This window comes from Mesorhizobium dulcispinae, from assembly GCF_033977345.1.
Taxonomy (GTDB): Bacteria; Pseudomonadota; Alphaproteobacteria; order Rhizobiales; family Rhizobiaceae; genus Mesorhizobium; species Mesorhizobium dulcispinae.
Map to the genome: position 1 here is coordinate 62,414 of NZ_JAVIIY010000018.1, position 21,522 is coordinate 83,935.

Consider the following 21,522-nt stretch of genomic DNA (forward strand, 5'->3'; position numbering starts at 1 on the left):
CTACAGTCTAGCATCGGATGTAGAGGGGATGACATGACGCGCAAGCCGATACTGCTGGTTGCCTTCCCGGCCCTCATGCTGTTCCTGCTGGCGGCGGAACGGACGGCCACGTTCCTGCTCGGAACCTATTCGGCCAGCCCGACCATGTGGCGCATCTGGCTGGAGCTGCGCCCCTTCTCGACGATGTTCTGGCAGCAGGTGGACTTCTATATCGGCGGCTCGATGGTGCTGAACGCCGCCATCATCTTCGTCGCGTCGGCCGCCTGCTGGATGGCCTGCCAGGCCAAAAGATCCGCTGGCTTTTTCCTCGCCAACCATGCCGCTTTGCTGTTTGCCGGTCTGATGATCGCGGCCGGCAGCCATTCGGAAACGGCGAGCACGATCGCCACCTTCACCGCGCCGCGCGGCTTTCAATTCTCGCTGGCGATCGACTTCAGCTTGAAAAACTGCCTGGTGCTGTGCCTCGGCCTTGCAGCCTGCGCCTATTGCCATATCGCATTCCTGCGCGAGGCAAGGCTGCGCGCCGATGCCCGCGCCGTCCGCATGCTGGCGCTGCAGCGCGACCTTTAGGCTTTGGGCCTCCTGAACGAATTTCCGCCCGCTATCGCCCGGCGCCGCGTCAGTTGATCTTCTTGTAATAGACCTTGCCGTCGGCCTGCTGGATGCGCTGATACGACGGATTGGGTCCGGGCGGCGCGGCCTTCCGCTTGAACGTCGGCGAGGCGTCGACCGAGTCCGGCTCGGCGGGGACTGCTGCCGCCTCCGCCACGGTCGTGCCGGCGAAATCGGGCTCTGGCGCCCGCTGCATCTCGGCGTCGGCGGCTGGGGGCTGGCCCTGCTCCAGCCGCGCAATATCGCCGTTCATCCGGCCGAAGCTCGCCTGCAGCTGCCGGTCCAGCGTCTCGAACCGGCTCTGGAAGCCGTTGTTGACGGTATCGATGCGGGCGCCGATCCGCTGCTCGAACTGGCCGAGCTGGTCCAGCCGCGCCTCCAGTGCCCGCAGGTCGTTGACGCCGCGATAGAGATAGATGGCGGCGGTGACATTGACGAATGTGACGAGCGCCACGCCGGCGGCGACGACGCCGATGGTCACCGCTCGGTTTGGCCTGCCAGGGGCTTTTTCCCGTTCGCCGAGTTCGATTGCCGGAATCTCCGGCTCGCTGATCATCGTCATTCAACCACCACCTTTGCGCCCACCGCGACGCGCTTGAAGAGATCGATCACATCGGTATTCGTCAATCTGAAGCATCCGGACGTGCCGTCGAAGCCGACACCCTTGGGATCGTTGGTGCCATGGATGCGATAGAGCGTGTCGCGACCGTCGCGCGACAGATAGAGCGCCCTGGCGCCGAGCGGATTGTAGGGGCCGGCGGGCACCATCGCCGGCAGTTCCGGCTGGCGCGCGCGCATTTCGCTAGGCGGGCGCCATTCCGGCCATTCGGTCTTCGCCGCAATCTTGACCGTGCCGGTCCAGCCGAAGCCGTCGCGGCCGACGCTGATCTGGTAGCGCAGCGCCTGGCCCTTGTTGGTGACCAGATAGAGCGCCTTCTCTTGTCTGCGGATGATGATCGTTCCCGGCTGCTCGCCGGTCTGGAAGGCGACCGTCTTGCGGAGGCTGGGGCCCATGGCGGGAAGCGGCGGCAGCCCCGATCCGGCTTCCGCGAGGCCGCAGGCCGACGCCAGCGCGATGCCGATCAGGCAAGCGGCCGCAAGGTGCGTGCGTCGCATTGGCTTTGCCGCAATTCCGGACGGAAAACCGCTGCGCACTTTTCCTGGAATTGCTCTAGCGCTGGGCATTGTCCAGGCGCTCCTTGAACATGCGCTTCAGGTCCTTGTTGAAGCGGGCCCGCCCGTCGACCTCGGAAGGCAGGATAGCGCGGTTCAGCGCGTCGGCGAGCAGCGCGTTGTCGAGCGCCAGCGACTTGATGTGCGGCGCCTTGAAGATCTTCTCCAGCTCGCTGCGCGAGAAGTGATTGCCGAACCATTTGCGCTTGTGCTTGTTGGCGACCAGCGTGATCGAGACGCCGTTGCCGCGCAGTTCGCGGATCTTCTTGTAGAGCCGCTTGCCCTGCCGAAGCGAGGCGACGTTGAGCTCGAAGACGATGAAGATCTCGTCGCTCGTGCGCAGCACCGACTCGTGCCACGGCGTCTCGATATTCGGCAGGTCGATGACGATGTCGTCGAAGCGGTAGGCGACGAGGTCGAGCAGGCGGAAGACGAAATCGGCGCCGTGCGGCTCGAACGGCAGTTGCGGCCGCTCGAAGGAATAGAGGGTCAGGCCGGACGGCCGCGACAGCTTGATGACGTCCATCAGCTCGACATCGAGCCGCTCCGGCTGGCCGATGATGCCGGAAAGGTCGAACTGGTTGAACTGGTTGAGATAGGCGCCGCAATTGGCGCTCTGGAAGTCGAGGTCGACGAGGCAGGTCGAGGCCGCGCGCTCGGTCGACTTCGAGGCGAGATGCTCGGCCGCCGAGATCGCCAGCGTGGTGGCGCCGGCGCCGCCGCTGGCGGCGATGAAGGTGACGATCCGGCTCTTGGTGCCTTGATTGCCGGTGTCGTGGAAAGTGACGGCGTTGAGCAGCTCCTTGGCGTCGAGCGGCTTGTGCAGCCAATCGGAAGCGTTCATGCGCACCAGCACCCGCGTCTGTTCGGACGTCAGCTCGCCCGAGACCGCGATCAGCGGCACCGACGCCCAGGCCGAGCGCGCCTCGACGAGCGCGTTGTTGCCGAGCAATTCGCCATCTCCGAGATCGAGGATGATGATGCCGGGACGTGCATCGACCGGCGGCCCCTTGAGGAACTCGACCGCCTCCGAAACCCTGACGTCGTAGATCGCCAGCGCGTCGAGCCGGGTGGTCACGTCGTGCCTGAAATTCGGATCGGACGAAAACAGCGCGACCTGCTTGCGTTTCGTGGGCAGAACTCTGGTGTCGATGGCGTTCATGGCCATGTACTCTTTAAATCTTCACCCGTTACTGTACTCAACATGGAAGGCATGGACATGTTGCCGAGCCCGAGCAGTGCGCCCAGGAAGAAGAACTGGAATTGATGGTTGACGATGCTCACCGTGATAGTCGGAACGGGCCCGCCAGGCCGCGTCCAATAGCCCAACCCGGACGCCTGGTACTGTATCTGCACCTCGGACTTCTTCAGCAGTGGTAGGTAAGTCTGCATCCCGGCACGGGTAGTGCTGCCGCTGAAGATCAGGTCGAAGGCCGCCTGGCTCACAGTGAGGTTCTGGCATGTTGCACCTGTTCCGCAGGTGCAAGAGGCAGTTCCGGCGCTATTGGCGGTGCAGATGTAGTTGTAGGTATTTGCCGGCACCGCGGTGCCGACTTTGGTTGTGTCGCTTTGCGTCAAGGTCTCGAGTGAGAGGCCGCTGGGAACGGGAGCGGAAATTTGCGCCAGCCTGGCACCGGCCTGCACCGCTTTGTTCGCCGCGTTCCATTGGTAGAAAGCGTAGCCAAAGTCGACGAAGCCAAGCAGCAGGGTCAACAGCAACGGCATTGCGATGGCCGCTTCGATCATCGCCGCCCCGGACTGGCTTCTCCAAAACGAGTTGCGCGGCGTCACCATCCGAAGACACGCTCCTGATGGGTGACGCTGAGAGTGAGGTCACCAAAGCCAAGATAGGACCAAAACCCGACGTCAGGATACGTATATGCGGTGCTGACGATCACCACGTCGACGGTGCCCTTGCTGCTGAGATAGATCTCGGTAGGCGGTGTCGTCGTGTTATCGACCGCCGCAGTGGATGTCTTGGTGATATCGACTTGCGAGGGAAGCCAACCAGTCACCCTGGCGCTGGTGCCGTCAACCGCGCCATTGGCCGCGAGCTTTTGCGCCAGCCCCTTGCAAGTGTCCCAATCGCTGCTGCAGCGCGCCATGTAGCGAGCCGCATCCTCGACGCCGGCCTCGAGGAGCAGACGTGTGTTCAACATATTGGAGAACTCGAACACGCCGGCTGACAACAGGAGCACAAAGGGTGCGACGATCGCCATTTCGACCAAGGCTGTGCCATCCTCGTCGCGCCGGAACAGTCGAATCATGTGGTTGAGCTTGGCCATGACACTCACCGGTAGAGTTGCGCTTCGTTCCGGAGAGCCTTGTCGAGCGACCCGTTTCCTAGTGGGCCATCGACATCGACGATCTCGAAGCTGATTGGCTTCTCGGCACCCGTGCCCTCATCGTTATTGCTTGCGTTGACCTTCTGGATGGGGGTGATGATGAAGATACTTGCATATCCGTCCGCCTTTATAGATGTGTGGCCGCGGATAGCACCGGCGTTGGCAAGACAATCGACGACGGCCAAGTTTAGCAAACGGCGATCGGGGTCGGACGTCGGGTTCGGCGCCTTGCCGTTGTTGAAGCACTGCGGCGTGCCGACTTCATTGGTCGGATTGTTCGATTGGTCGGCAACTTTGTTGTTGTTGATCTCATATTTATAGACATCGTATCGGGACGCGGGTTGAGTTGTATCTCCGGTCGGGTAACTCGTGCTTGGGATGCTCGGAACGGAAGCGCCCTTGTGGTTGATGTTCCAATACTGCTGATAAAAAGTCGATGCGTTGGTGATCTTCTGCGAGTAGGCAATATTGCCGGCATCCCAAACACCGGGAGGGAGAGGCAGCGCCGAATTGTCCGTCACGGGATCGTACTTGTTGCAGGTATTCTTTTTCTGCCCCTTGCGGACGTTGCTTGCCGGGCGATAGTCCCAGTTCTTGTCCTGCTTATTGAGCGACGCGCTGTAGATGTCGAAGCGTACATTGAGCCCGGTGTTGACCTGACCAAGGGTGACGCCGGTTTTTGTGGTTAATGCATTCCGGTTATAGCAGGTGCCGGCCGTACCCATGGCGATGGCGTCTCGTAGCGACTGCAAATTATTGTCGAGCAGGCCGAAATTGCCTGGGCCTGGATCGTTGCTGGTCTGCAGGATGTGGAACTCGCGACTATAGGTGTCGCCTGTCGTGAAGGCTTGCTGGATGGTCTTGCTGGTCGCCGGCGTCGTTGTCTCGAACGGGTTGCACATGAAGACCGGCACGGTCTCGCAGATATCCTGAGTGAATCCGGCCACCGCCTGCGGATCAATGTCCATCGTGTCGCTGGCACCCAGGAAATTGGCCGGAAAAATCGTCGCGAAGGCGCCCGCGCCGTCAGTCAGGCCTGAAGCGTTCACCGTCACTTCCGCGAATGACACCGCCTTTGGATCCGTGCTGGCCCAGTTCACGCCGTTCGAATCGACACCGGCGGCGCTCAGTCGTGTGTTGTCGCTGGCCGGTATTCCCGTCAGGTAAGTTACCGTTACATCGGTGAGGGCGAGTTGGTGATCGCCTGATGTCGAAAACAGTGTCCTGTTGGCGATGAGATTGGTGACAGCCCTATTGGCCCTCGTGATGCTGTCCGATCTGCCGTCGAGCTCGGCCGCTGCGGCAAGCGATAGAGCGTCGATACCTTTCTGCAGGTCGTTATGCAGTCCGGTGGCCCGGCTCATGTCGATAGTCACCAATGCAAAGCCGACAAGCACCGGCAGCATGATGGCCACGAGGATCATCGCTATGCCGCGTTGATCGTTCCAGAATTCACGAATGGTCCTCAACATGATCTACTCTCTGTTCCATTCGTGCCAGGCGTCCTCGCTCGCCTGACGCACCGCATCCTTCTGCTTAATTCACTGCGTGCCGGCTGGGCCGACATTCACCGTCATGTTTGTCGTTGGCGCCGGCGCCGGCGGGTACTTGTATCGCTGAACGACGCCGACGGACCGCGCCCCGTTGCCTTCGATCTTGGTGTTGTTGGAAGCCGGGTTGTACGGATCGACTGTCTGCAGCAGCTGGTTGGCTTTCTGCGAGTCGCCCGACGCCAAGGTCATGGTGTCGTAATTGTTCAGATAGTCCGCCGCGCAGCCCGCAAGCAGGCTGGAACCGAGGAGGACGAGCAGGAGCTTATTTCTTGACATAGGCCAGCTTGTCCTTCGATTTCACATCCAGCATGTGGCCGTAAGGGCCGGTGACGCCGTCGCCATGCTCATATTTCCTGATCATATCCTTGTTGACTTCGAGCTGGCCAAGCAACATGAGCTCCGGATCGTTGGCGGGCTTCGTCTTGTCGAAGGGCGTCGCCAATTGCTGCCCAGGTTTCACCGGCCGCACGACATGCGGCGTGACGATGACCACCAGTTCGGTCTCTTCCTTCTGCGTGCTCGAATTGTGGAACAGCGCGCCGACGATCGGCACCTGGCCGAGCCAGGGCACCTGTTCCTGCAGCCTGGTGTTCTTGCTGGAGAGCAGGCCGCCCACCGCGAAGCTCTGGCCATCGCGCAGGTCGACCGTGGTCTGCAGCTTACGATTTGTGAAGATCGGGTCACCTGCAGGGGTGAAGCCGGTCAGGTCGCTGACTTCCGGCGCCAGCCTCATATGGATCTTGCCGTCATCGAGCACGACAGGCGTGAAGTTCAGATTAACGCCGAACTGCTTGAATTCGATTCTCACCGCGTCATTGAGGACGGTGCGGATTGGCACCTCGCCGCCGGCGTTGAAGCTGGCGGTTTCGCCGGAAAGTGTGGTGAGATTCGGTTCGGCCAGCGTACGCACGACACCTTTCGACTCCAGCGCCTCGATGATCAGATCGACCTTGACATTGCTGTCGATGATACGAGTGATCAATGCCCCGAAGGGAGTGGTTTTGGACAAAAGGCCCGATACAAGTTCTCCCGCGCCGAGTTCAACGCCGTCTTTGTCAACAGTGCCGATGCCTGTACCAAAACGCGTGGTGCCGCTCCCATTATTTCCTTTGAACGAGACGCCGAGATCGCGGTCGGCATTGCGCTTGGCTTCCAGAATGCGCACCGAGAGATTGACCTGCTCGCTGTCATCGATGGTGACTGCATTGATGATGGCGTCGGGGCCGTATTGCTGTGTCACCTCCACGATGGATGCCAGCGTCGCGGCGTCCTTGACATGGCCGCTCAGTCGGACCTTGCCGTTGATCGAGCCGATTTCGATGCGAGCCTTCGGCGCCACCTGGCGGATCGCGGCCGCCATGTCGCTGACATCCTGGCCGACCTCGATCTGGATGGCGCCCAGCGAGCGCTTGTCCTCGGAAAACAGGTTGACGGTGGTGGTGCCGATGCTCTTGCCGATAATGTAGAGCGTCTTGTCGGTCATCGGCTGGGCATCGGCGATCTTTTCGTCGCCGACCACGATATCGCCAAGCGTCGCGTTGACCTGGATCGTGGCGGATTGCGAAATCGGCACAAACACGCGGTGCAGCGACGGGTTCGACACATCGATGAAGCGGTCGGCGGCATGAACCGCGGGGCTCAACGGCAACACAATACAGGACCATGCCAGAGCGGCGGCGGCCAGTGATCCCCGAAAAATTCGCATCTAGATTGTCCCCCTTGCGGATCCATCCCAGCGGACCCACCCGGATCCCCCTATCCGAATGCGCCTTTCGCTATCGCTGTCGCGGCACGTCGTATGTTTCGAGCTTCACGCCGCGAAATACTCCGATTGTAGCCCGCGCTGGCGGTTCCGGCTGCACATATTTTACAACTTCCTTTACAACTTCTTGGGGTTGTGGTGCGGGTGCCACAGTGGGCTTCACCTTGCTCAATTGATCTATCTGGCTTCCGACCCGTTCCACGGCCTGGGCCAAGCCATCAATCTTTTCGTTGGCGCGCTTGCGCTCTTCGGCGGCCGCGGCGTCTGCAGCCTTCTGCCGCTCGAGCTCGGCCTGCCTCTTGGCAACATCCTCCGGCGTATCGCCGGTCAGGTCTGCAAGTGTGACTCTTTCCGTCGTCTCGCCCTTGTTGGCCGCGGTCTGGCGAAGCGCCAGCGACAATTGACCGGCACCGGCGGCAAGGGTCAGCTTCTGAGCGTCCTTGGTACTGACCTCGACAGTCACAGCCTTGACCACTTGCGGATTCTCCTTGCTTTCGTCGGCGACCTGGTCGACGGCAAGCACTTTCACGCTTTGCAGCAGCACGTCGACGAAACTCTTGTCGGCGCCTTCCTCGCTGCGCACGGTGCGAGTGAGCAAAATATCCACGCGGTCGCCAGGGAAGACAAATCCTGCGACGCCCAGCACGTCGTTCACGCGAATGGAAACGGCCTTCATGCCTTCGGCGAGCACGGCCGAGAGGGTGGCGCGTTGTCCGGCGCCGGTGATCTTGCTGGCCAAGATTGGTTCATTGACGCTGATCGGCTGCAGGGCCTGACGCGTTCCGTTGCCGGCCAAGGTCTCTTTTACTGTCTTGAAGGCCCCCGCCGGCACTGCCCCGGCCGGCCAGGCAATTTCGCGCAACTTGTCGGCGCTCAGCGTGTCGCCGAATTTCAGCGGCATTGCCGCGACCACAATGCTGCCTGCTTGCACGCCGTTGGATTGCGCAAGCGCATTGCGCTGGCCCGCCAGCCAAATATTCGCAAGGACGACCGCCAGCACACCGAATATGCCGGCAAGGACGATCATGATGAGTGTGTTGGCGCGCATAACCCCAGCCCCGAGCCAATAATGCGGGAGACGTCCCGCCACCACTAAGTCCAGGCCCGGATTGCACAATCCGGGCCTGATTTCTTCAAACGATCAAGAGCCGGCGCCGCTGGCGCAGGAACCTTCGCCTGAGTTGTTCATGGCGCTGCAGAGTTGCGTGAAGCGGCCGGTCACCCAGCCCCCGATGCCGATGATGACGCCGATCGCCGCAACCGCGATGATGCCGATCAGGATCGAATATTCGACCATAGCAGCGCCGTTTTCATCGTCGCGGAACTGCCGGGTCATCGTCATGAGCTTTTTCATGCCAATTTCTCCCTTTGGAGGTTTGAACCCGACGAGACAGAGCCAAGGAATGAACCCCAAACCCAAGCATCCCCCGTCACGTTCAATCCTTGTCCCGCAAAAAAGCCGAGTCAAACGGATTAACAGTCCGTTAACCTTTGAATACTCGATCCGAAGGTTTCTCATTTTTCACAAGAGCTTGATTCGCCTCGTTTTTCAAGCGATCTTAACCATTCGTTCACAATTCTGCCTCGTTCGGCCGACGGTTCCGCCACATTAGGGATAACGCATAAATCATTATATCTGGCAATTTACCCGAACAGGTGTGATGGGGGTGGCAAAGGTCCTAAGACTTTGGTCGGTGCGCCGGGAGCGGGGCAAAATAAAACGATTTCTCATATGCGGCTTTCTTAACTATGTCGCAAGTAATACTTCGACTGTGTCCTCCGCGCCGCTTGTGCCCCTCGTGGTTAACGCTTAGTTTCGCTGCGGGGGAAATTGGCAGGGGGTCAGCGCCATGTTGGGTCGCTTCATCAAAGGGTCGGGAGAGCAGCGCGTGGCGCCGCCGACCGCAGTTATCACAGCGGCAAATGGACCGGCAGTTGTCCCGGCCGCGGAAGCCGAGCCGCACAGTGACGATTTCCTGACGCTGAAAGTCGAGCTGCATCGCCATCTCATCGACCGCTTCAACCTCGCCGCTCTTGAGAATGCCTCGAAGGACGAGATCCTCAACGAGATCCGGCCGATCGTGCGTGAATTCGTGCGCGGGCGAAATGTGCCGCTCAATGCGCGCGAGCTCGATCAGCTGACCAGCGATACGGCGGACGAGATGTTGGGCCTGGGCCCGATCGAGCCGCTGCTCAAGGACGACTCGATCACCGACATAATGATAAACACGCATGAACGCGTCTTCATCGAGCGCCGCGGCGTGATCGAGGAGACCTCGATCCGTTTTCGCGACGAGCCGCATCTTCTGCGCGTCATCAACAAGATCGTTTCGAACATCGGCAGGCGCGTCGACGAATCGTCACCAATGGTCGACGCGCGTCTCGACGACGGCTCACGCGTCAACATCGCGGTGCGGCCGATCTCTGTCGACGGCCCGCTGGTGTCGATCCGAAAATTCTCCAAGAATCCCTATTCGCTCGAACGCTTGATGGCATTCAACTCGATCCGCCAGCCGATGATCGATATGCTGCGGATTGCCGTGCAGGCGCGCAAATCGATCCTGGTCTCGGGCGGCACCGGCAGCGGCAAGACGACGCTGCTCAACGCGTTGTCGAGCTATATCCCGGCCAAAGAGCGCCTGGTCACCATTGAGGATGCTGCGGAACTGCAATTGCAGCAGCCGCATGTCGGCCGGCTGGAAACGCGGCCGCCCAATGTCGAGGGCAAGGGCGAGGTTCGCCAGCGTGAGTTGGTCAAGAACGCGCTGCGCATGCGGCCGGACCGCATCATCGTCGGCGAGGTGCGCGGCGAGGAAGCCTTCGACATGCTGCAGGCCATGAACACCGGCCATGAAGGCTCGATGACGACGATCCACGCCAACACGCCGCGCGATGCCATATCGCGCCTGGAGCAGATGGTCGGCATGGCCGGCATGCCGATGACTCATGAGTCCATCCGCGCTCAGATCGCCTCCGCCATCGACATCATCGTGCAGACGCAACGACTTTCCGATGGCGGCCGGCGTGTGGTCTCCATTTCGGAGCTGACGGGCATGGAAGGCAATGTCGTCCAGTTGCAGGAAATCTATCACTTTGTGAGACGCGAGGTGGCCGCCGACGGATCGATCATAGGAGAGTTTCGCGCGACCGGGGTGCGTCCGCGGTTCGCTTCCGAGGCCGCCACGCTTGGTCTCCATTTTGGCAAGGATGTGTTCAACCCGCAGGTTGCCTTGTGATGCTGACTGGACAGGCGCTTGTCTATTTTATCTACGCCGTTGCGGCGGCTTCCGTCATTCTTGCCGGTGAGGCCTTCTATCTTTCGCTGGCCGGTCGGCGCTCACGTTTCGCCGCGGTCAATCACAGGATCCGCCGCCTGGCTGATGAAGCGCCGGCGGAAAAGACGCTAAAAAGCTTATTGCGTGAACGCGGCCTGACCGAATCCGGAGACTTTGTCTATGGCTTTGTGTGGCTCAATCGGCTGTACACACAATCCGGAATCACCGGGAACCCGCTGATTTTTGCCGCGGTGTTCCTGCTTGCCGGGTTGGTGATTGCGCTGATGCTGACACTGCTTTTCGGCTTTTCGGTTGTCTGGGCGGTGATCGCGTTTTTGGTCGTGGGTCTCGCGCTGCCCCTTCTTGTCCTTCGGCGCGCCCGCAACAAGCGAATCCAGAAGTTCGCCAAGCAACTCCCCGATGCCCTGGACATGATTGTTCGTTCACTGCGCGCTGGGCACCCTGCCTCTGTTGCCATAGGTCTCGTCGCTCGTGAGATGTCGGACCCGCTCGGAACGGAATTTGGCATCGTCGCCGACGAAATCACCTTCGGGCTCAGCATGGAGCAGGCTGTAAGAAAGCTGTCGGAACGAGTGGGTTTCGAGGGTCTGCATTTGCTGACGGTTTCCCTTTCGATCCAATCGAAAACCGGCGGCAACCTCACCGAGATACTCGCCAATCTTTCGTCCGTTCTTCGCGAACGGCAAAAATTGCGGATGAAGATCAGAGCTCTCTCGGCTGAAGGGCGAGTCTCCGCATGGATTATCTCGCTGTTCCCGCTTGCGATGTTCCTGATACTGCAGGTCATTTCGCCGTCGTACTATGGAAAGATCTGGCATAGTCCGGTCATCTTTCCGGTGTTCACCGTCTTCGGCGGGTGGGCGTTGCTTGGCGACTACATCATGTATCGCATGGTCAATTTCGACTTCTAGGAGTGACCATGAGCCTTCTTTCGAACATGAACGACCTGACCTTTCTGGTCTCCCTCGCCGTTTTCGCGGCGGCTGTGGCTTTGTTCCTGTTCGCCGCACTGGTTCTCATGCCCGCAATGCAGACCCGAAAGCTCGTTTCGGACAGCCTTCTGGGCGAGGGCTCAGTCGACCCGCGATCCATTCTCGGCCAGGATCAGCGCGCCAGGCTCGCAGCGCAGAAGCCGATCGATGCCTACTTCAAGGCGGTTGAAAAGGAACACATGCAGCCGGATGCGCTTGAGGCGAAGCTGTTCCGCGCTGGTTTCTATCAGAAGAGCGCACCTTTAATTTATACGCTTACTCGCCTGGCCTGTGTGTGCGTGGGCTTTGTGTTCATGTATGCGCTCTTGTCCCGGGTGCTGCCCCCGCGACTGCCCGGGTTCGTTCCTTTGGCCGGCTCCGCACTGCTCGGCCTTGCTTGCGTCGTCATACCGAGCATCATGCTGGATCGTTTCGAGAACAAGCAGAAGCAGATCTATCGTCGCGCCTTTCCCGATTTCATGGATATGATGATCACCTGCGCCGATGCGGGCATGAGCCTGGAGGCGGCGGTCGAGCGGGTCAGCCACGAACTCGCCGGCACCCATAAATGGCTTGGCATCCAGCTCTCGATCATGAATCTGCAGCTGCGCGCCGGCAAGCCGCTGCGCGAGGCGCTGCGCGAGCTTGCCGATCGTATCGGCTTGGAGGAGGCGAAAGCCTTGGCGGTGCTCTTCCGGCAGTCTGAAGAGCTCGGCACCAGCCTGACGGATGCCTTGCGCGTCTACAGCGCCGAGATGCGCGACCAGCGCATTCTCCAGGCGGAAGAACGCGCCAATTCCTTGCCCGTCAAAATGATGATTCCACTCGGGCTTTGCATTTTCCCTGTGGTGATGATGGTGATTATGCTACCTGTCATCATTCGCATGAAGGGCATTTTCTTCTGATCCGCCATATGATTAGGTTCTAAAATTGAGTCGGAGGGCTCCTTGGAGCAAAAGATGACAAGGCCGACGCGCCTCGCCGCCGCAGCCGGTTTGCTGCTGGTCATGCTTGCTGGTTGTCAGTCGACCGACGCCACCAGCGGCGTCGTGCGCACCAACGAGCCCGCGAAGGGCGACTACACGGCCTTTGGCGACACCTTCGACGGACTGAAGACGATCAGCGACGTCGACTACTATGCCTCGGACCAGGCGGTCACCGAGGCCAAGACACAATTCCGTTCCGAGAACTACGGCAACGCCGGCGCCCTTTTCTACAAGGCCACGCGGCTGGCCCCCAATGACGGGGTCGCATGGCTGGGTCTTGCCGCTTCCTGCGACCGCATCCGGCGCTTCGATCTGGCTGATCTTGCCTATAGCCGGGCCTATCGCCTGCTCGGCGCGACGCCGGAATATTACAACAATCTCGGCTACTCCTATCTGCTGCGCGGCAAGCTGCAGGAAGCGCGTACGAATTTCCTCAAGGCCTATGAGCTAGCGCCCAACGATCCGACCGTGGCCAACAATCTGAAGCTGCTGTCGTCCAGTGTGCAAAACATAGAGCGGTCATGAGCCTCCTGCTGGCCGCATCGCTGTTGCTCAGGGCGCTGGCCATCCCGCTCCTCGGCAAGATCGCCTGGACCGATTTCACGACGCAGAAGATTGCCAACCGTGACGTGCTGCTCCTGATATGCCTCGGTCTCGGTTCGCTCCAGCTCGTGTCCGTGCAGGCCGGATCATGGTGGGACATGGGCCTGAGCGCGATCGGCTGTGTCCTGCTGTTCGTGGCGCTGTTTCCATTTTGGGTCCTGCGCAAGCTCGGCGCCGGCGACGTGAAGCTGATGGCGGCCGTGCCGCTTCTGATTGGCGGAAACGGCCTCGTCGTGTTCACAATTTTCCTGCTGATCTTCGCGCTGGCAACCGCGGCATTGGTCAAGAACCCATTTCTCCTGCCGGCGGGCGCGTTCCGTCTCTACGTCCAGCACATGGACAGGAAAGGTGTCGTGCCATTCGGGGTGCCGATCTCTGCCGCCGCGATCTGCGCAATCCTGTTCCAGATCTATGGCGGCGTGATGCTGGCCAGCAGCTCGGGGGTACTGCAGCAGCTTAACTAGAGCAATTCCAGGAAAAGTGTGTAACGGTTTTCCGTCCGGAATTGCGTCAAAACAAAGAGATAGAGCGGTTCGCCGTTTCCATGAAACGGTGAAACGCTCTAGCGCTTAGGTCCGGGGGGGCCTTCCATGTCAATAGCGCGACTGGCGGTTCGCAGCAGTTCGGAGGCGTGGCGCGCCAATCAACCATTCTTCGTGGCGGTAACAGCCTATGTTCTAATCGCGCTTATCGCTGCGGCGAACTGGAAAATTGTTATCGATGTAAAGCTCTACAATAAAAACTTCTTGTTTTTTGGATCTGCGGTAACCCTGATACTTGTTGTACTGGTTTTCGGTCGGTTGATTATCGAGCGGCCGCGGCAGCCGTTGCGTGCGCTGAAAGATCTTATGCTGGCTAACAACCTGCCGGATCGAATTGTAGTTGGGCTGCCGGTCGCGCTCGTCCTCCCGATCTTTTTCTCGATGTTCACCAGCATGAAGGGAGGCATCAGCAAGATTCAATCCTTCTATGCCGACGCGGCTCTCATCGCGATCGACAGGGCAATTCATGGCGGCGTCGATGCATGGAGATTTTTTCACCCCATGCTTGGCTTTGGCCCTGTTACTTTCTCGTTGAACGTCCTCTACAATCTGTGGTTTGCCGAGGTTTTCATTGTTTTGTTTTGCGCGGTCTTCTCGACCGGGAACCAGCGACTGCGCTCACAATTTCTAGTCGCGTTCGTCCTCGCCTGGGTGTTGCTTGGCAACGTTTTGGCAGCGGCATTCGCTTCAGTCGGACCGGCATTCGTCATGCCCTTCTACGGCGACGGCACGTTTTCTCCCCTGATGGACTACCTTAAGGCGACCGATACCACCTATCGCGTTTCGGCGCTGTATACGCAGGGCTATCTGCTGACGAATGCCGGACTCGATGGCCCACGTTTGGGCAGCGGCATTTCGGCTTTTCCGTCGGTTCATGTCGCCACCGCGACTTTGAACGCGATCTATCTCTGGCGTTTTGGCCGCGTGCTGCGGTGGGGCAGCATCGCGTTTCTAGTCGCTATCCAACTGGGATCGGTGCATCTCGGCTGGCATTATGCTGTCGATGGATATGTTTCAATCCTTGCAACATCCGCCATCTGGGCCGTCGCCGGTTGGCTGTCGAAAAACTGCCCGCGCCCAGAGGCTTGATGATCGCCAAGCTCTTCTCGAGAACGCCGAAGATGCCGATGGTCGGTCTTGCACATGTCTGCTCGGAGTCCTGGCACGCTAACCGGCCGTTCTTCGTGACATTGACGACTTACGCGGTGGCGGTCGTCTTTGCTGCGAGCTATTGGCAAATTCCACTCGATCCTCAGATCTACAGCGAACCATTCCTGCTATTCGGGGGCGGAGTAGCGTTTATCCTCTTTGCCATCGTTGCGACGCGCGTCATGCTTGAACGGCCGGAGCGACTGTTTCCTCGTCTGGTCCGCCGTTTGTTGGAAAACGACTTGCCCAACCGGCTCGTCATAGGTTTGCCGGTTGCCTTGACCTTGCCTGTCTTCTTTTCGCTATTCACCAGCATGAAGGGCGGCCTCAGCAGGATCGTGCCCTTCTATGCCGACTCCGCAATTATCGCGGTCGACAGGATGATCCATGGCGGCCAGGACGCCTGGAGGATATTGCACCCTCTCCTCGGAGCCGGGCCGCTGACCTTTGCCCTGAACTTTCTCTACAATCTTTGGTTCGTGGTGATGCTTGTCGTGCTGTTTTGCGTCACGTTCTCGACAGGCAATAAGCGCCTTCGGTCGCAATATCTGGTGGCGTTTGTCCTGACCTGGGTGCTTCTGGGGAACGCCGTAGCGACCATTTTTGCTTCGGTCGGACCTGCCTTCATCATGCCCTTCTATGGCGATGATACGTTCTCCCCACTGATGGATTACCTTCAGGCGACAAACACGGTCTATCCCGTGTGGGCTCTCCACGCACAGGGGATTCTTCTTGCCAACGCTGCCCTCGATGGTCCTCGCCTGGGCAGCGGCATATCAGCATTCCCTTCGCTCCACGTGGCCGTGGCCACGCTCAACGCGATCTATCTGTGGCGCTTTGGCGGGATACTGCGTTGGGCCGGCGCGATCTTCCTGATCGCCATTCAATTGGGCGCCGTGCACTTGGCCTGGCACTACGCCATTGACGGCTACGCCTCCATGCTGGCGACGCCGGTCATCTGGATCCTGGCGCGGCGGCTTTCAAAAGATCCAGGTATGGCTACCACAAAATACGCGACATCCGATTTCGATTTCGGCTGACCTTTTCAAGGCGCCCATCTCGACGCGCCATCTCCGATGCGCCGCCCGCTGTAGCGCCATATCACAATGGTCGCGATGATCGAGAAGTAGCCGTCGATGGCATAGTGCCAGCCGAAATAGACGGAGCCGAAGAGGATCACGCCCGCATAGATCCACGCTGCGGCACCGGCCCATCGGTTCAAGCTCGAAAGGAAAAGCGCGTTCAGCACCGCAATAGCGACATGGAAGCTGGGCATCGCTGAAATGCCTGTCCCGATCGAGGCCTTGTGGGTCGTATAGGACGAATAAAGGTAATCGGTGATGAGAAGGGTGTCCGGTCCGGCATCGCTTGCCTTAAGCGATCGGATCAGGTCCTCGAACATATCCGGATCGAACAGCCGGTCGTAAAAGATCGGCCCTGCAGACGACGCTGCCAATCTGACGGCCATGCCCAGAACGACCGCGCAGGTGATCAGCGACAGGAAATAGCGCTGCCGCTTTGATGCGTCGTCGAGCCAGGCCGCGACGACGACGACAGTGGCAAGCACAACGAACCAAAGCTGCGAATACAGGATGTAGAGCGCCCGATCCGCGATGTTTGGAACCGGCAGGGCGCGCGCCCATCTCCATGGATCGCCGAAATGCAAAGCGGCGTCGATCCTTGCCAGGATCTGATCGGCAAAGAACGGCGCCATCTGCGAGAACTCGTGCTTGAACGCGGTGAATGCGGCAAGGCAAAGGATGAAAACTCCGAGCGTGATTGTTGCGCCCGGACCGCGTGACGCCAGTTTGTGCCGCAGCCAGCTCGCTGGGGCCCGTGGCTGGTTGATGATTGCCGCAACCGCCAGCCCGATCAGAATCAGGAAGGGCAGCAACAGATAAAGCAGCTTCAGCCTGGATGTGCCCAGCGCGGCGAAATAGGTGTCGGGAAACAGATAGGCCGCAAGCCCGGCATAGCACAGGCAAACCACTGCGAGCTTTGCCGAGATTGAGAACCGCGATTGTTCGGCAGCTATGTCAGGCGCCATTTCCGTTGCCGCACCGGCTTTTTCTTGATGACAGGCAGAGGCGGCGGGTCGCCGGACACGGCTGGTCTCGGCGCCTCGAACATCAGCCGTTCGGCAAGCGCGACGGCGCCGGCTCCCACCGCGCCGACAACGGCCAAAATGAGAAGCTTCCTAAGAAAATCCAACGACCACCACCCCAGTGAAATTCAAAACCCCGAGGTCTGTTTCTCCACCAGCTTCAGTCTACCCTTTTCCACCTTAAAAAACGGCATCGATCTTTGGCTCGATCCGTCGGCGCGGAAGCGGAACAGGCCGGTCGAGCCGCGGAAACCGCTCGCATTTTCCAGCACCTTTTTGGAGAAACCGTCCGGGCCGACCGAACTCGCAATGCCGGCCGACAGCGCCACCATGTCATAGGCGTAGGCGACGTTGACGTCCGCCTGGTAGTTGTAGGTCGCCTTGAAACGGTCGGCGATCGGCCCGGTCTCGCTCTGGTCGAGCGTCGCGATATAGGCGCCCTCATAGAGCGGATCGATCGGGCGCTCGAGCCAGCGCTCGGTGCCGATCAGGCTGACCGCCTTGCCCGGAATGCCTTTCGCCTTGAGCGCCGCAAGCACGGCTGTCGGGCTGCCGTCGCCGCTGGCGATGATGACGGCGTCGGGCGCTTCGACCAGCGAGCCCATGTCCGACACTACCTTCGCGCCGTCCGACGCCGAATAGGGGAGCGTCACGGCAAGCGTCGCGCCATAGATGCTGAGCGCGTTGGTGACCCGGGCCTCGACGGCGCCGGCGCCGGCGCCCGCCGGCACCAGCAGCACGAATTTCTTGGCGCCCTTGCTGGCAACCGCTGCCGCGCCCGCCGCTGCGCTGTCGGCCTCGCTGAGCCGCACCGAATAGACGCCCGGGCCGCCGGCGAAATTGTCGGCCAGCGCCAGCACCGGCGGCCGCTGCGTGCCGGAGAGCTTGGCAAGGTGCTGCGCCGCCGCGAGCTCGGCCGGCCCGATGACGGCCTTCGCGCCGCCCGAGGTGATCGCCTTCACCGCCAGGTCTTTGGCGTAGCCGCTGTCGCCGCGCGTGTCCTCAATCGTCAGCGTCACCAGCTTGTCACCGAGATCGGTCATCGCGAGACGCGCTGCGTCATACATCTTCCTGCCGTTCTCGCCCGCGCTTCCGGGGGCTGAGAGCGGCAGCAGCATCGTTATCTTCGTCGAGCCGGTGCCGAGCGTCAGGTTGCCTTTCGGCGCGGTGGTCGCGGCGGAACTGGCGGTCAGTTGCGCGGGCGCGGCGGCGGTGCCGCCGGCCTGTTGCGTCGGCGCGACGGCGGGGCTGGCGGCCTGGCTTGTCGGCGCGGCGATCGCCGAGGGATCGAGCACGTCCGACGCGCCCTTTTTCGACTGGCAGCCTGAGACGGCCGCGACAACGACAAAGGCGAGCGCTAGAGCAGGTCCAGGAAAAGTGCGCGAATACCCGCGTCGGAAATTCAGCGCCTTGCCGGCATGCGCGGCAACCGGCGTCGGGCGCGCGAAGGCAGCCGCCTCCGCCCAGGCTCTCATGGCCATCATCGCAGCCGGTCGGCGTTCGCCCGTCGGCTCAGTGCATGTACTCGACCATGCGGTCGTGGAAGCACTCGCACTTGTTTAGATAGTCCTCGTCCTTGTAGTTCGTCTTGAGATAGCCATAGGCCTTGCCGCAGGCGACCTTGGCTTCCGATGCCCAGACGAAGGCGGGGCGCGACGAGTTGATCCATTCCGGGCTGTTGGCGACGGAGATGGAGTCGTCCATCAGCTTCACCACCTTGTCCTTGAGCTCGACCATGTTGTCGGTCAGCACCAGGTCGGAGGTGCCGACGGTGCGGCAATAGTTCACCGCCGGCTCGCCGATGATGTCGGCGGCAAAGCCCGTCGATCCGGCCAGCAGCAACGCCGTGGCCGAAGCCAGAAATCTTGCACCACGCTTCATGTAAGTCCCTCTCCAAATTACCAATTCAAGCTTCGCTAATGCATAGCATGGAAGTGCAGCCACGCATAAGTGCTAAATCGTGGCCGTGTGCTGCACGTGGTTGGTGTCGTCGTAGAGAATGTTGATCGTGCCGGCCGCAGGTCCGTTCTGCAGGACGGCGACATCGACGAAGTTGGCACCACCCGTCGTGCCGTTGGTGTCCACGCTCAGCGTATGAGAAGCCGAATCGTATTTCACGTAGTCGGCGATGTTGCCTCCCGCGGCCGTGTCGAACAGCGAAGACAGATCGATCTTGTCCCCCTCGCCGCCAGGGCCTGCACCATGGTAGTCGGTGATCAGATCCTTGATGTTGAGTTCGAGCTGATCGAGCTTGAACGTGTCGGCGCCCGCGCCGCCGGTTAGCGTATCCTGGCCGGCACCGCCGATCAGGATGTCGTTGCCGTCACCGCCGAGCAGTTGATCGGCTCCGGCACCGCCATAGAGAGTGTCATGGCCGCCAAGTCCGTAAATGGTGTCATTGCCGGACGTGCCCGATATGGCGTCATCGCCCGCCGTTCCATTGATCGGGGTACCCGCCGGGTGTTCGCCCAAGGTGGTGACGGACAAGGTCTGCGATGCGGAGTGATCGCCATCTCCGTCCACACCGGAAACGGAGAAGTTGAACGTCTGATCCGATGGCAGGATGAGCTTCGAGTAACCGAAATTGTCGAACTTGGCCTTGCCTTCCGTGACCGTGAACGTGATGGAGTTGAAATCACCTGTCGGATTGATGGTGAGCAAACCGTCCACGCTGGTCGTGGCTGTACCTGTCAGCCCGGTGTCAGTCTTCCAGGTCATGGTGAACGCACCTGCGGCCTCATGCTCGACAAAGAAGTTCAGCTTGTCGACCCCTGTAGCGAAGTTGATCTGGAACTGCTCTCCCACATCCAGATTTCCATTTTGGACGCCAAAGCCATTGCTCGTCGGCTTCAGCTCTTCGGCGGTGCCGATACTGCCATTGTTGTTGGTATCAACCGCCTTGAACGTGGCGTCTCCCAGGGTGAACTGTATGGTGCTCGCGCCGCCAGACACACCGCTGAAATCGAATGTCTGGTCGGCAACAGGGCGGGACTCGATCAGGGTGAACGTGTAGGTGCCGTCCGGGTTGACTTTCAGATCGAAGAAATTCGATCCATTCACCTGTGCGATCAGGTCCGACGAGCCGTCGACGTTGTGGACGATAGGCAGGTATGTCACACCGGTGATGTTGGTGAGCGGTGTGATCTCTATCGACTTCTCGCCATCGGCACCGAAGGCAAGGTCGTGCGTGCCGGTGACGACGTTGTTGTCCTGATTGGCGACGATCGCATTCTGAATATGTGTGAAGGTCGGCCCGTCGTCGTCGAAGGTGATCTGGTTCGACACGTCGGCGGTGTTGCTCGTCGCCATGTCGTGGTCGCCGTCCGTGACCGTAACCGTCACGCCGAGGCTGCCGGCGGCCAGGGTCAGGGTCTCGTCATAGCTGTTGAAGCTGTTGGCGGCCGTTGCTTCGGCCGGATGGTCCAGCGATAGATACTGCTCGACCATGACCGCGCCTGTCGCGGCGTTGATCGTCATCGCAAAAGCCGCCTGGCCGTCGAAGGCGCCGCCCGACACGACACCGACAACCGTGCCATTGGCCAATTGCTGCAGGACGATCGCCGAGCCGTCGGTCAGCGTCAGGCCCGAATTGGTGTTCGTCACCGTCAGCGCATAGGTGGTATTGCCCGAGGCTGCCGGGCCATCCGCTCCGAACGCCGCGTTGACCGTCACCAGAGCTCCAACGCTTGTCGCCGTCGAGATGTAGCCCGAACCCGATACGTCGGGATCGTCGCCCTTCACGATCGCGCCGGTATCGATCGTGGCGACGCCGCTCGAGGTCGCTGTCTCATCAAGCGCGACTTTGGTCGCCGGAGCCGCGGTTATCGTCACCGAGGGCACGTCGTCGTCGAAGCCGATGTTGCCGCCAAGATCGGTGCTGACCGTCGAGGTCGCCTGATCGTTGTCGCCATCGGTCACCGTCGCCGTCGCCGACAGCGACACCTTGCCGGCGGCAAGGTCGATGTGGAAGTTGTCGTTGGAGGTGTTGAGGCTCTCGGGCAGGTGGTCGATCTGCTGGTACTGGGTCAGCGTCACCGTGCCGGAGGCATCGACCGAGATCTTGAAGATGTCGCCGTGCGAGTTCTGGCCGATGATGTCGTTGCCGACCTTGTTGAGGGTGATCGCCTCACCCTGGCTGGTCAGGCCCGAGGCCGAGTTGGTGACGTTGAGCGTGTAGTTGCTGATCACCGTCGAGCCGGCGCCGTCGGCGCCATAGCTCGGCGTCACCGCCGCCAGGAAGGCGGCCGCGAAGCTCGCGCTTGCCGTGTCGGAGTTGGCGCCGATCGTCTGGGCGTCCTGCGTCACCAGCGTGATGGCGCTGTCGTTGACCGTGCCGACCGTCAGCGACGGGATGTCGTCGTCGAAGCCGATGTTGCCGCCAAGATCGGTGCTGACCGTCGAGGTCGCCTGATCGTTGTCGCCATCG

General features: G+C 60.5%; 23 protein-coding genes. 8 read left to right on the plus strand and 15 right to left on the minus strand.

Annotated elements, in window-relative coordinates:
• Window positions 1-33 precede the first annotated feature (33 nt).
• Window positions 34-570, plus strand: a complete 537-nt coding sequence (locus tag RFN30_RS27640; protein ID WP_320265229.1) for a hypothetical protein — start codon at window positions 34-36, stop codon at window positions 568-570.
• A gap of 49 nt (window positions 571-619) precedes the next feature.
• Here the strand turns inward: RFN30_RS27640 and RFN30_RS27645 are convergent, their stop codons facing one another.
• The 10 genes from RFN30_RS27645 to RFN30_RS27690 form a co-directional block, all read right to left on the minus strand.
• Window positions 620-1,174, minus strand: a complete 555-nt coding sequence (locus RFN30_RS27645) for a hypothetical protein (RefSeq protein WP_320265230.1) — start codon at window positions 1,172-1,174, stop codon at window positions 620-622.
• The gene (locus RFN30_RS27650) at window positions 1,171-1,728 is read right to left on the minus strand and encodes a L,D-transpeptidase (protein ID WP_320265231.1); all 558 of its coding nucleotides are present in this window, start codon (window positions 1,726-1,728) and stop codon (window positions 1,171-1,173) included. The genes RFN30_RS27645 and RFN30_RS27650 overlap by 4 nt, the downstream gene beginning before the upstream one ends.
• A gap of 55 nt (window positions 1,729-1,783) precedes the next feature.
• On the minus strand, window positions 1,784-2,947 hold the full coding sequence (locus tag RFN30_RS27655) for a CpaE/TadZ family protein (RefSeq protein ID WP_320265232.1): 1,164 nt from the start codon (window positions 2,945-2,947) through the stop codon (window positions 1,784-1,786).
• The gene (locus RFN30_RS27660; protein ID WP_320265233.1) at window positions 2,944-3,579 is read right to left on the minus strand and encodes a TadE/TadG family type IV pilus assembly protein; all 636 of its coding nucleotides are present in this window, start codon (window positions 3,577-3,579) and stop codon (window positions 2,944-2,946) included. The genes RFN30_RS27655 and RFN30_RS27660 overlap by 4 nt, the downstream gene beginning before the upstream one ends.
• Window positions 3,573-4,070 carry a TadE/TadG family type IV pilus assembly protein gene (locus RFN30_RS27665; RefSeq protein ID WP_320265234.1) on the minus strand — a complete coding sequence of 166 codons (498 nt, stop codon included), beginning with the start codon at window positions 4,068-4,070 and terminating at the stop codon, window positions 3,573-3,575. Before RFN30_RS27665 ends, RFN30_RS27660 begins: the two co-directional genes overlap by 7 nt.
• A 5-nt stretch (window positions 4,071-4,075) precedes the next feature.
• Complete coding sequence (locus RFN30_RS27670) at window positions 4,076-5,602, minus strand: TadE/TadG family type IV pilus assembly protein (RefSeq protein ID WP_320265235.1); 1,527 nt, start codon at window positions 5,600-5,602, stop codon at window positions 4,076-4,078.
• 69 nt (window positions 5,603-5,671) lie between these two features.
• Window positions 5,672-5,959: a hypothetical protein gene (locus RFN30_RS27675; protein WP_320265236.1), complete on the minus strand. Its 288-nt coding sequence runs from the start codon at window positions 5,957-5,959 to the stop codon at window positions 5,672-5,674.
• Window positions 5,946-7,334: a type II and III secretion system protein family protein gene (locus tag RFN30_RS27680; RefSeq protein WP_320265255.1), complete on the minus strand. Its 1,389-nt coding sequence runs from the start codon at window positions 7,332-7,334 to the stop codon at window positions 5,946-5,948. Before RFN30_RS27680 ends, RFN30_RS27675 begins: the two co-directional genes overlap by 14 nt.
• Window positions 7,335-7,458: 124 nt before the next feature.
• Complete coding sequence (cpaB, locus tag RFN30_RS27685; protein WP_320265237.1) at window positions 7,459-8,493, minus strand: Flp pilus assembly protein CpaB; 1,035 nt, start codon at window positions 8,491-8,493, stop codon at window positions 7,459-7,461.
• A gap of 93 nt (window positions 8,494-8,586) precedes the next feature.
• Entirely contained in the window at window positions 8,587-8,799 is a 213-nt protein-coding gene (locus RFN30_RS27690; RefSeq protein WP_320265238.1) for a Flp family type IVb pilin, read from the minus strand.
• A gap of 496 nt (window positions 8,800-9,295) precedes the next feature.
• On the opposite strand from RFN30_RS27690, the gene RFN30_RS27695 reads away from it, so the two are divergent.
• The 7 genes from RFN30_RS27695 (at window position 9,296) to RFN30_RS27725 (ending at window position 16,032) form a co-directional block, all read left to right on the plus strand.
• Window positions 9,296-10,681, plus strand: a complete 1,386-nt coding sequence (locus tag RFN30_RS27695; protein ID WP_320265239.1) for a TadA family conjugal transfer-associated ATPase — start codon at window positions 9,296-9,298, stop codon at window positions 10,679-10,681.
• Window positions 10,681-11,652 carry a type II secretion system F family protein gene (locus tag RFN30_RS27700; protein ID WP_320265240.1) on the plus strand — a complete coding sequence of 324 codons (972 nt, stop codon included), beginning with the start codon at window positions 10,681-10,683 and terminating at the stop codon, window positions 11,650-11,652. The genes RFN30_RS27695 and RFN30_RS27700 overlap by 1 nt, the downstream gene beginning before the upstream one ends.
• An 8-nt stretch (window positions 11,653-11,660) precedes the next feature.
• Window positions 11,661-12,617: a type II secretion system F family protein gene (locus tag RFN30_RS27705; RefSeq protein ID WP_320265241.1), complete on the plus strand. Its 957-nt coding sequence runs from the start codon at window positions 11,661-11,663 to the stop codon at window positions 12,615-12,617.
• Between the two features lie 54 nt (window positions 12,618-12,671).
• Complete coding sequence (locus tag RFN30_RS27710) at window positions 12,672-13,223, plus strand: tetratricopeptide repeat protein (RefSeq protein WP_320265242.1); 552 nt, start codon at window positions 12,672-12,674, stop codon at window positions 13,221-13,223.
• The gene (locus RFN30_RS27715) at window positions 13,220-13,765 is read left to right on the plus strand and encodes an A24 family peptidase (protein ID WP_320265243.1); all 546 of its coding nucleotides are present in this window, start codon (window positions 13,220-13,222) and stop codon (window positions 13,763-13,765) included. The genes RFN30_RS27710 and RFN30_RS27715 overlap by 4 nt, the downstream gene beginning before the upstream one ends.
• A 126-nt stretch (window positions 13,766-13,891) precedes the next feature.
• Window positions 13,892-14,932 (plus strand): phosphatase PAP2 family protein, encoded by a 1,041-nt coding sequence (locus tag RFN30_RS27720; RefSeq protein WP_320265244.1) that lies wholly within the window; start codon window positions 13,892-13,894, stop codon window positions 14,930-14,932.
• Entirely contained in the window at window positions 14,932-16,032 is a 1,101-nt protein-coding gene (locus tag RFN30_RS27725) for a phosphatase PAP2 family protein (protein ID WP_320265245.1), read from the plus strand. Before RFN30_RS27720 ends, RFN30_RS27725 begins: the two co-directional genes overlap by 1 nt.
• 5 nt (window positions 16,033-16,037) lie before the next feature.
• Here RFN30_RS27725 and RFN30_RS27730 read toward each other — a convergent pair whose 3' ends face one another.
• From RFN30_RS27730 to RFN30_RS27750, 5 genes are all read right to left on the minus strand, one after another.
• Window positions 16,038-17,039 carry a phosphatase PAP2 family protein gene (locus RFN30_RS27730; protein ID WP_320265246.1) on the minus strand — a complete coding sequence of 334 codons (1,002 nt, stop codon included), beginning with the start codon at window positions 17,037-17,039 and terminating at the stop codon, window positions 16,038-16,040.
• Window positions 17,024-17,176: a hypothetical protein gene (locus tag RFN30_RS27735; protein WP_320265247.1), complete on the minus strand. Its 153-nt coding sequence runs from the start codon at window positions 17,174-17,176 to the stop codon at window positions 17,024-17,026. The genes RFN30_RS27730 and RFN30_RS27735 overlap by 16 nt, the downstream gene beginning before the upstream one ends.
• 48 nt (window positions 17,177-17,224) lie before the next feature.
• Window positions 17,225-18,571, minus strand: coding sequence for an ABC transporter substrate-binding protein (locus RFN30_RS27740; RefSeq protein ID WP_320265248.1), 1,347 nt, complete (start codon window positions 18,569-18,571; stop codon window positions 17,225-17,227).
• Window positions 18,572-18,608: 37 nt separating this feature from the next.
• Window positions 18,609-18,977, minus strand: coding sequence for a hypothetical protein (locus tag RFN30_RS27745; protein WP_126085827.1), 369 nt, complete (start codon window positions 18,975-18,977; stop codon window positions 18,609-18,611).
• A 72-nt stretch (window positions 18,978-19,049) separates the two neighbouring features.
• A partial coding sequence (locus RFN30_RS27750; protein ID WP_320265249.1) for a DUF5801 repeats-in-toxin domain-containing protein occupies window positions 19,050-21,522 on the minus strand: 2,473 nt, incomplete at its 5' end.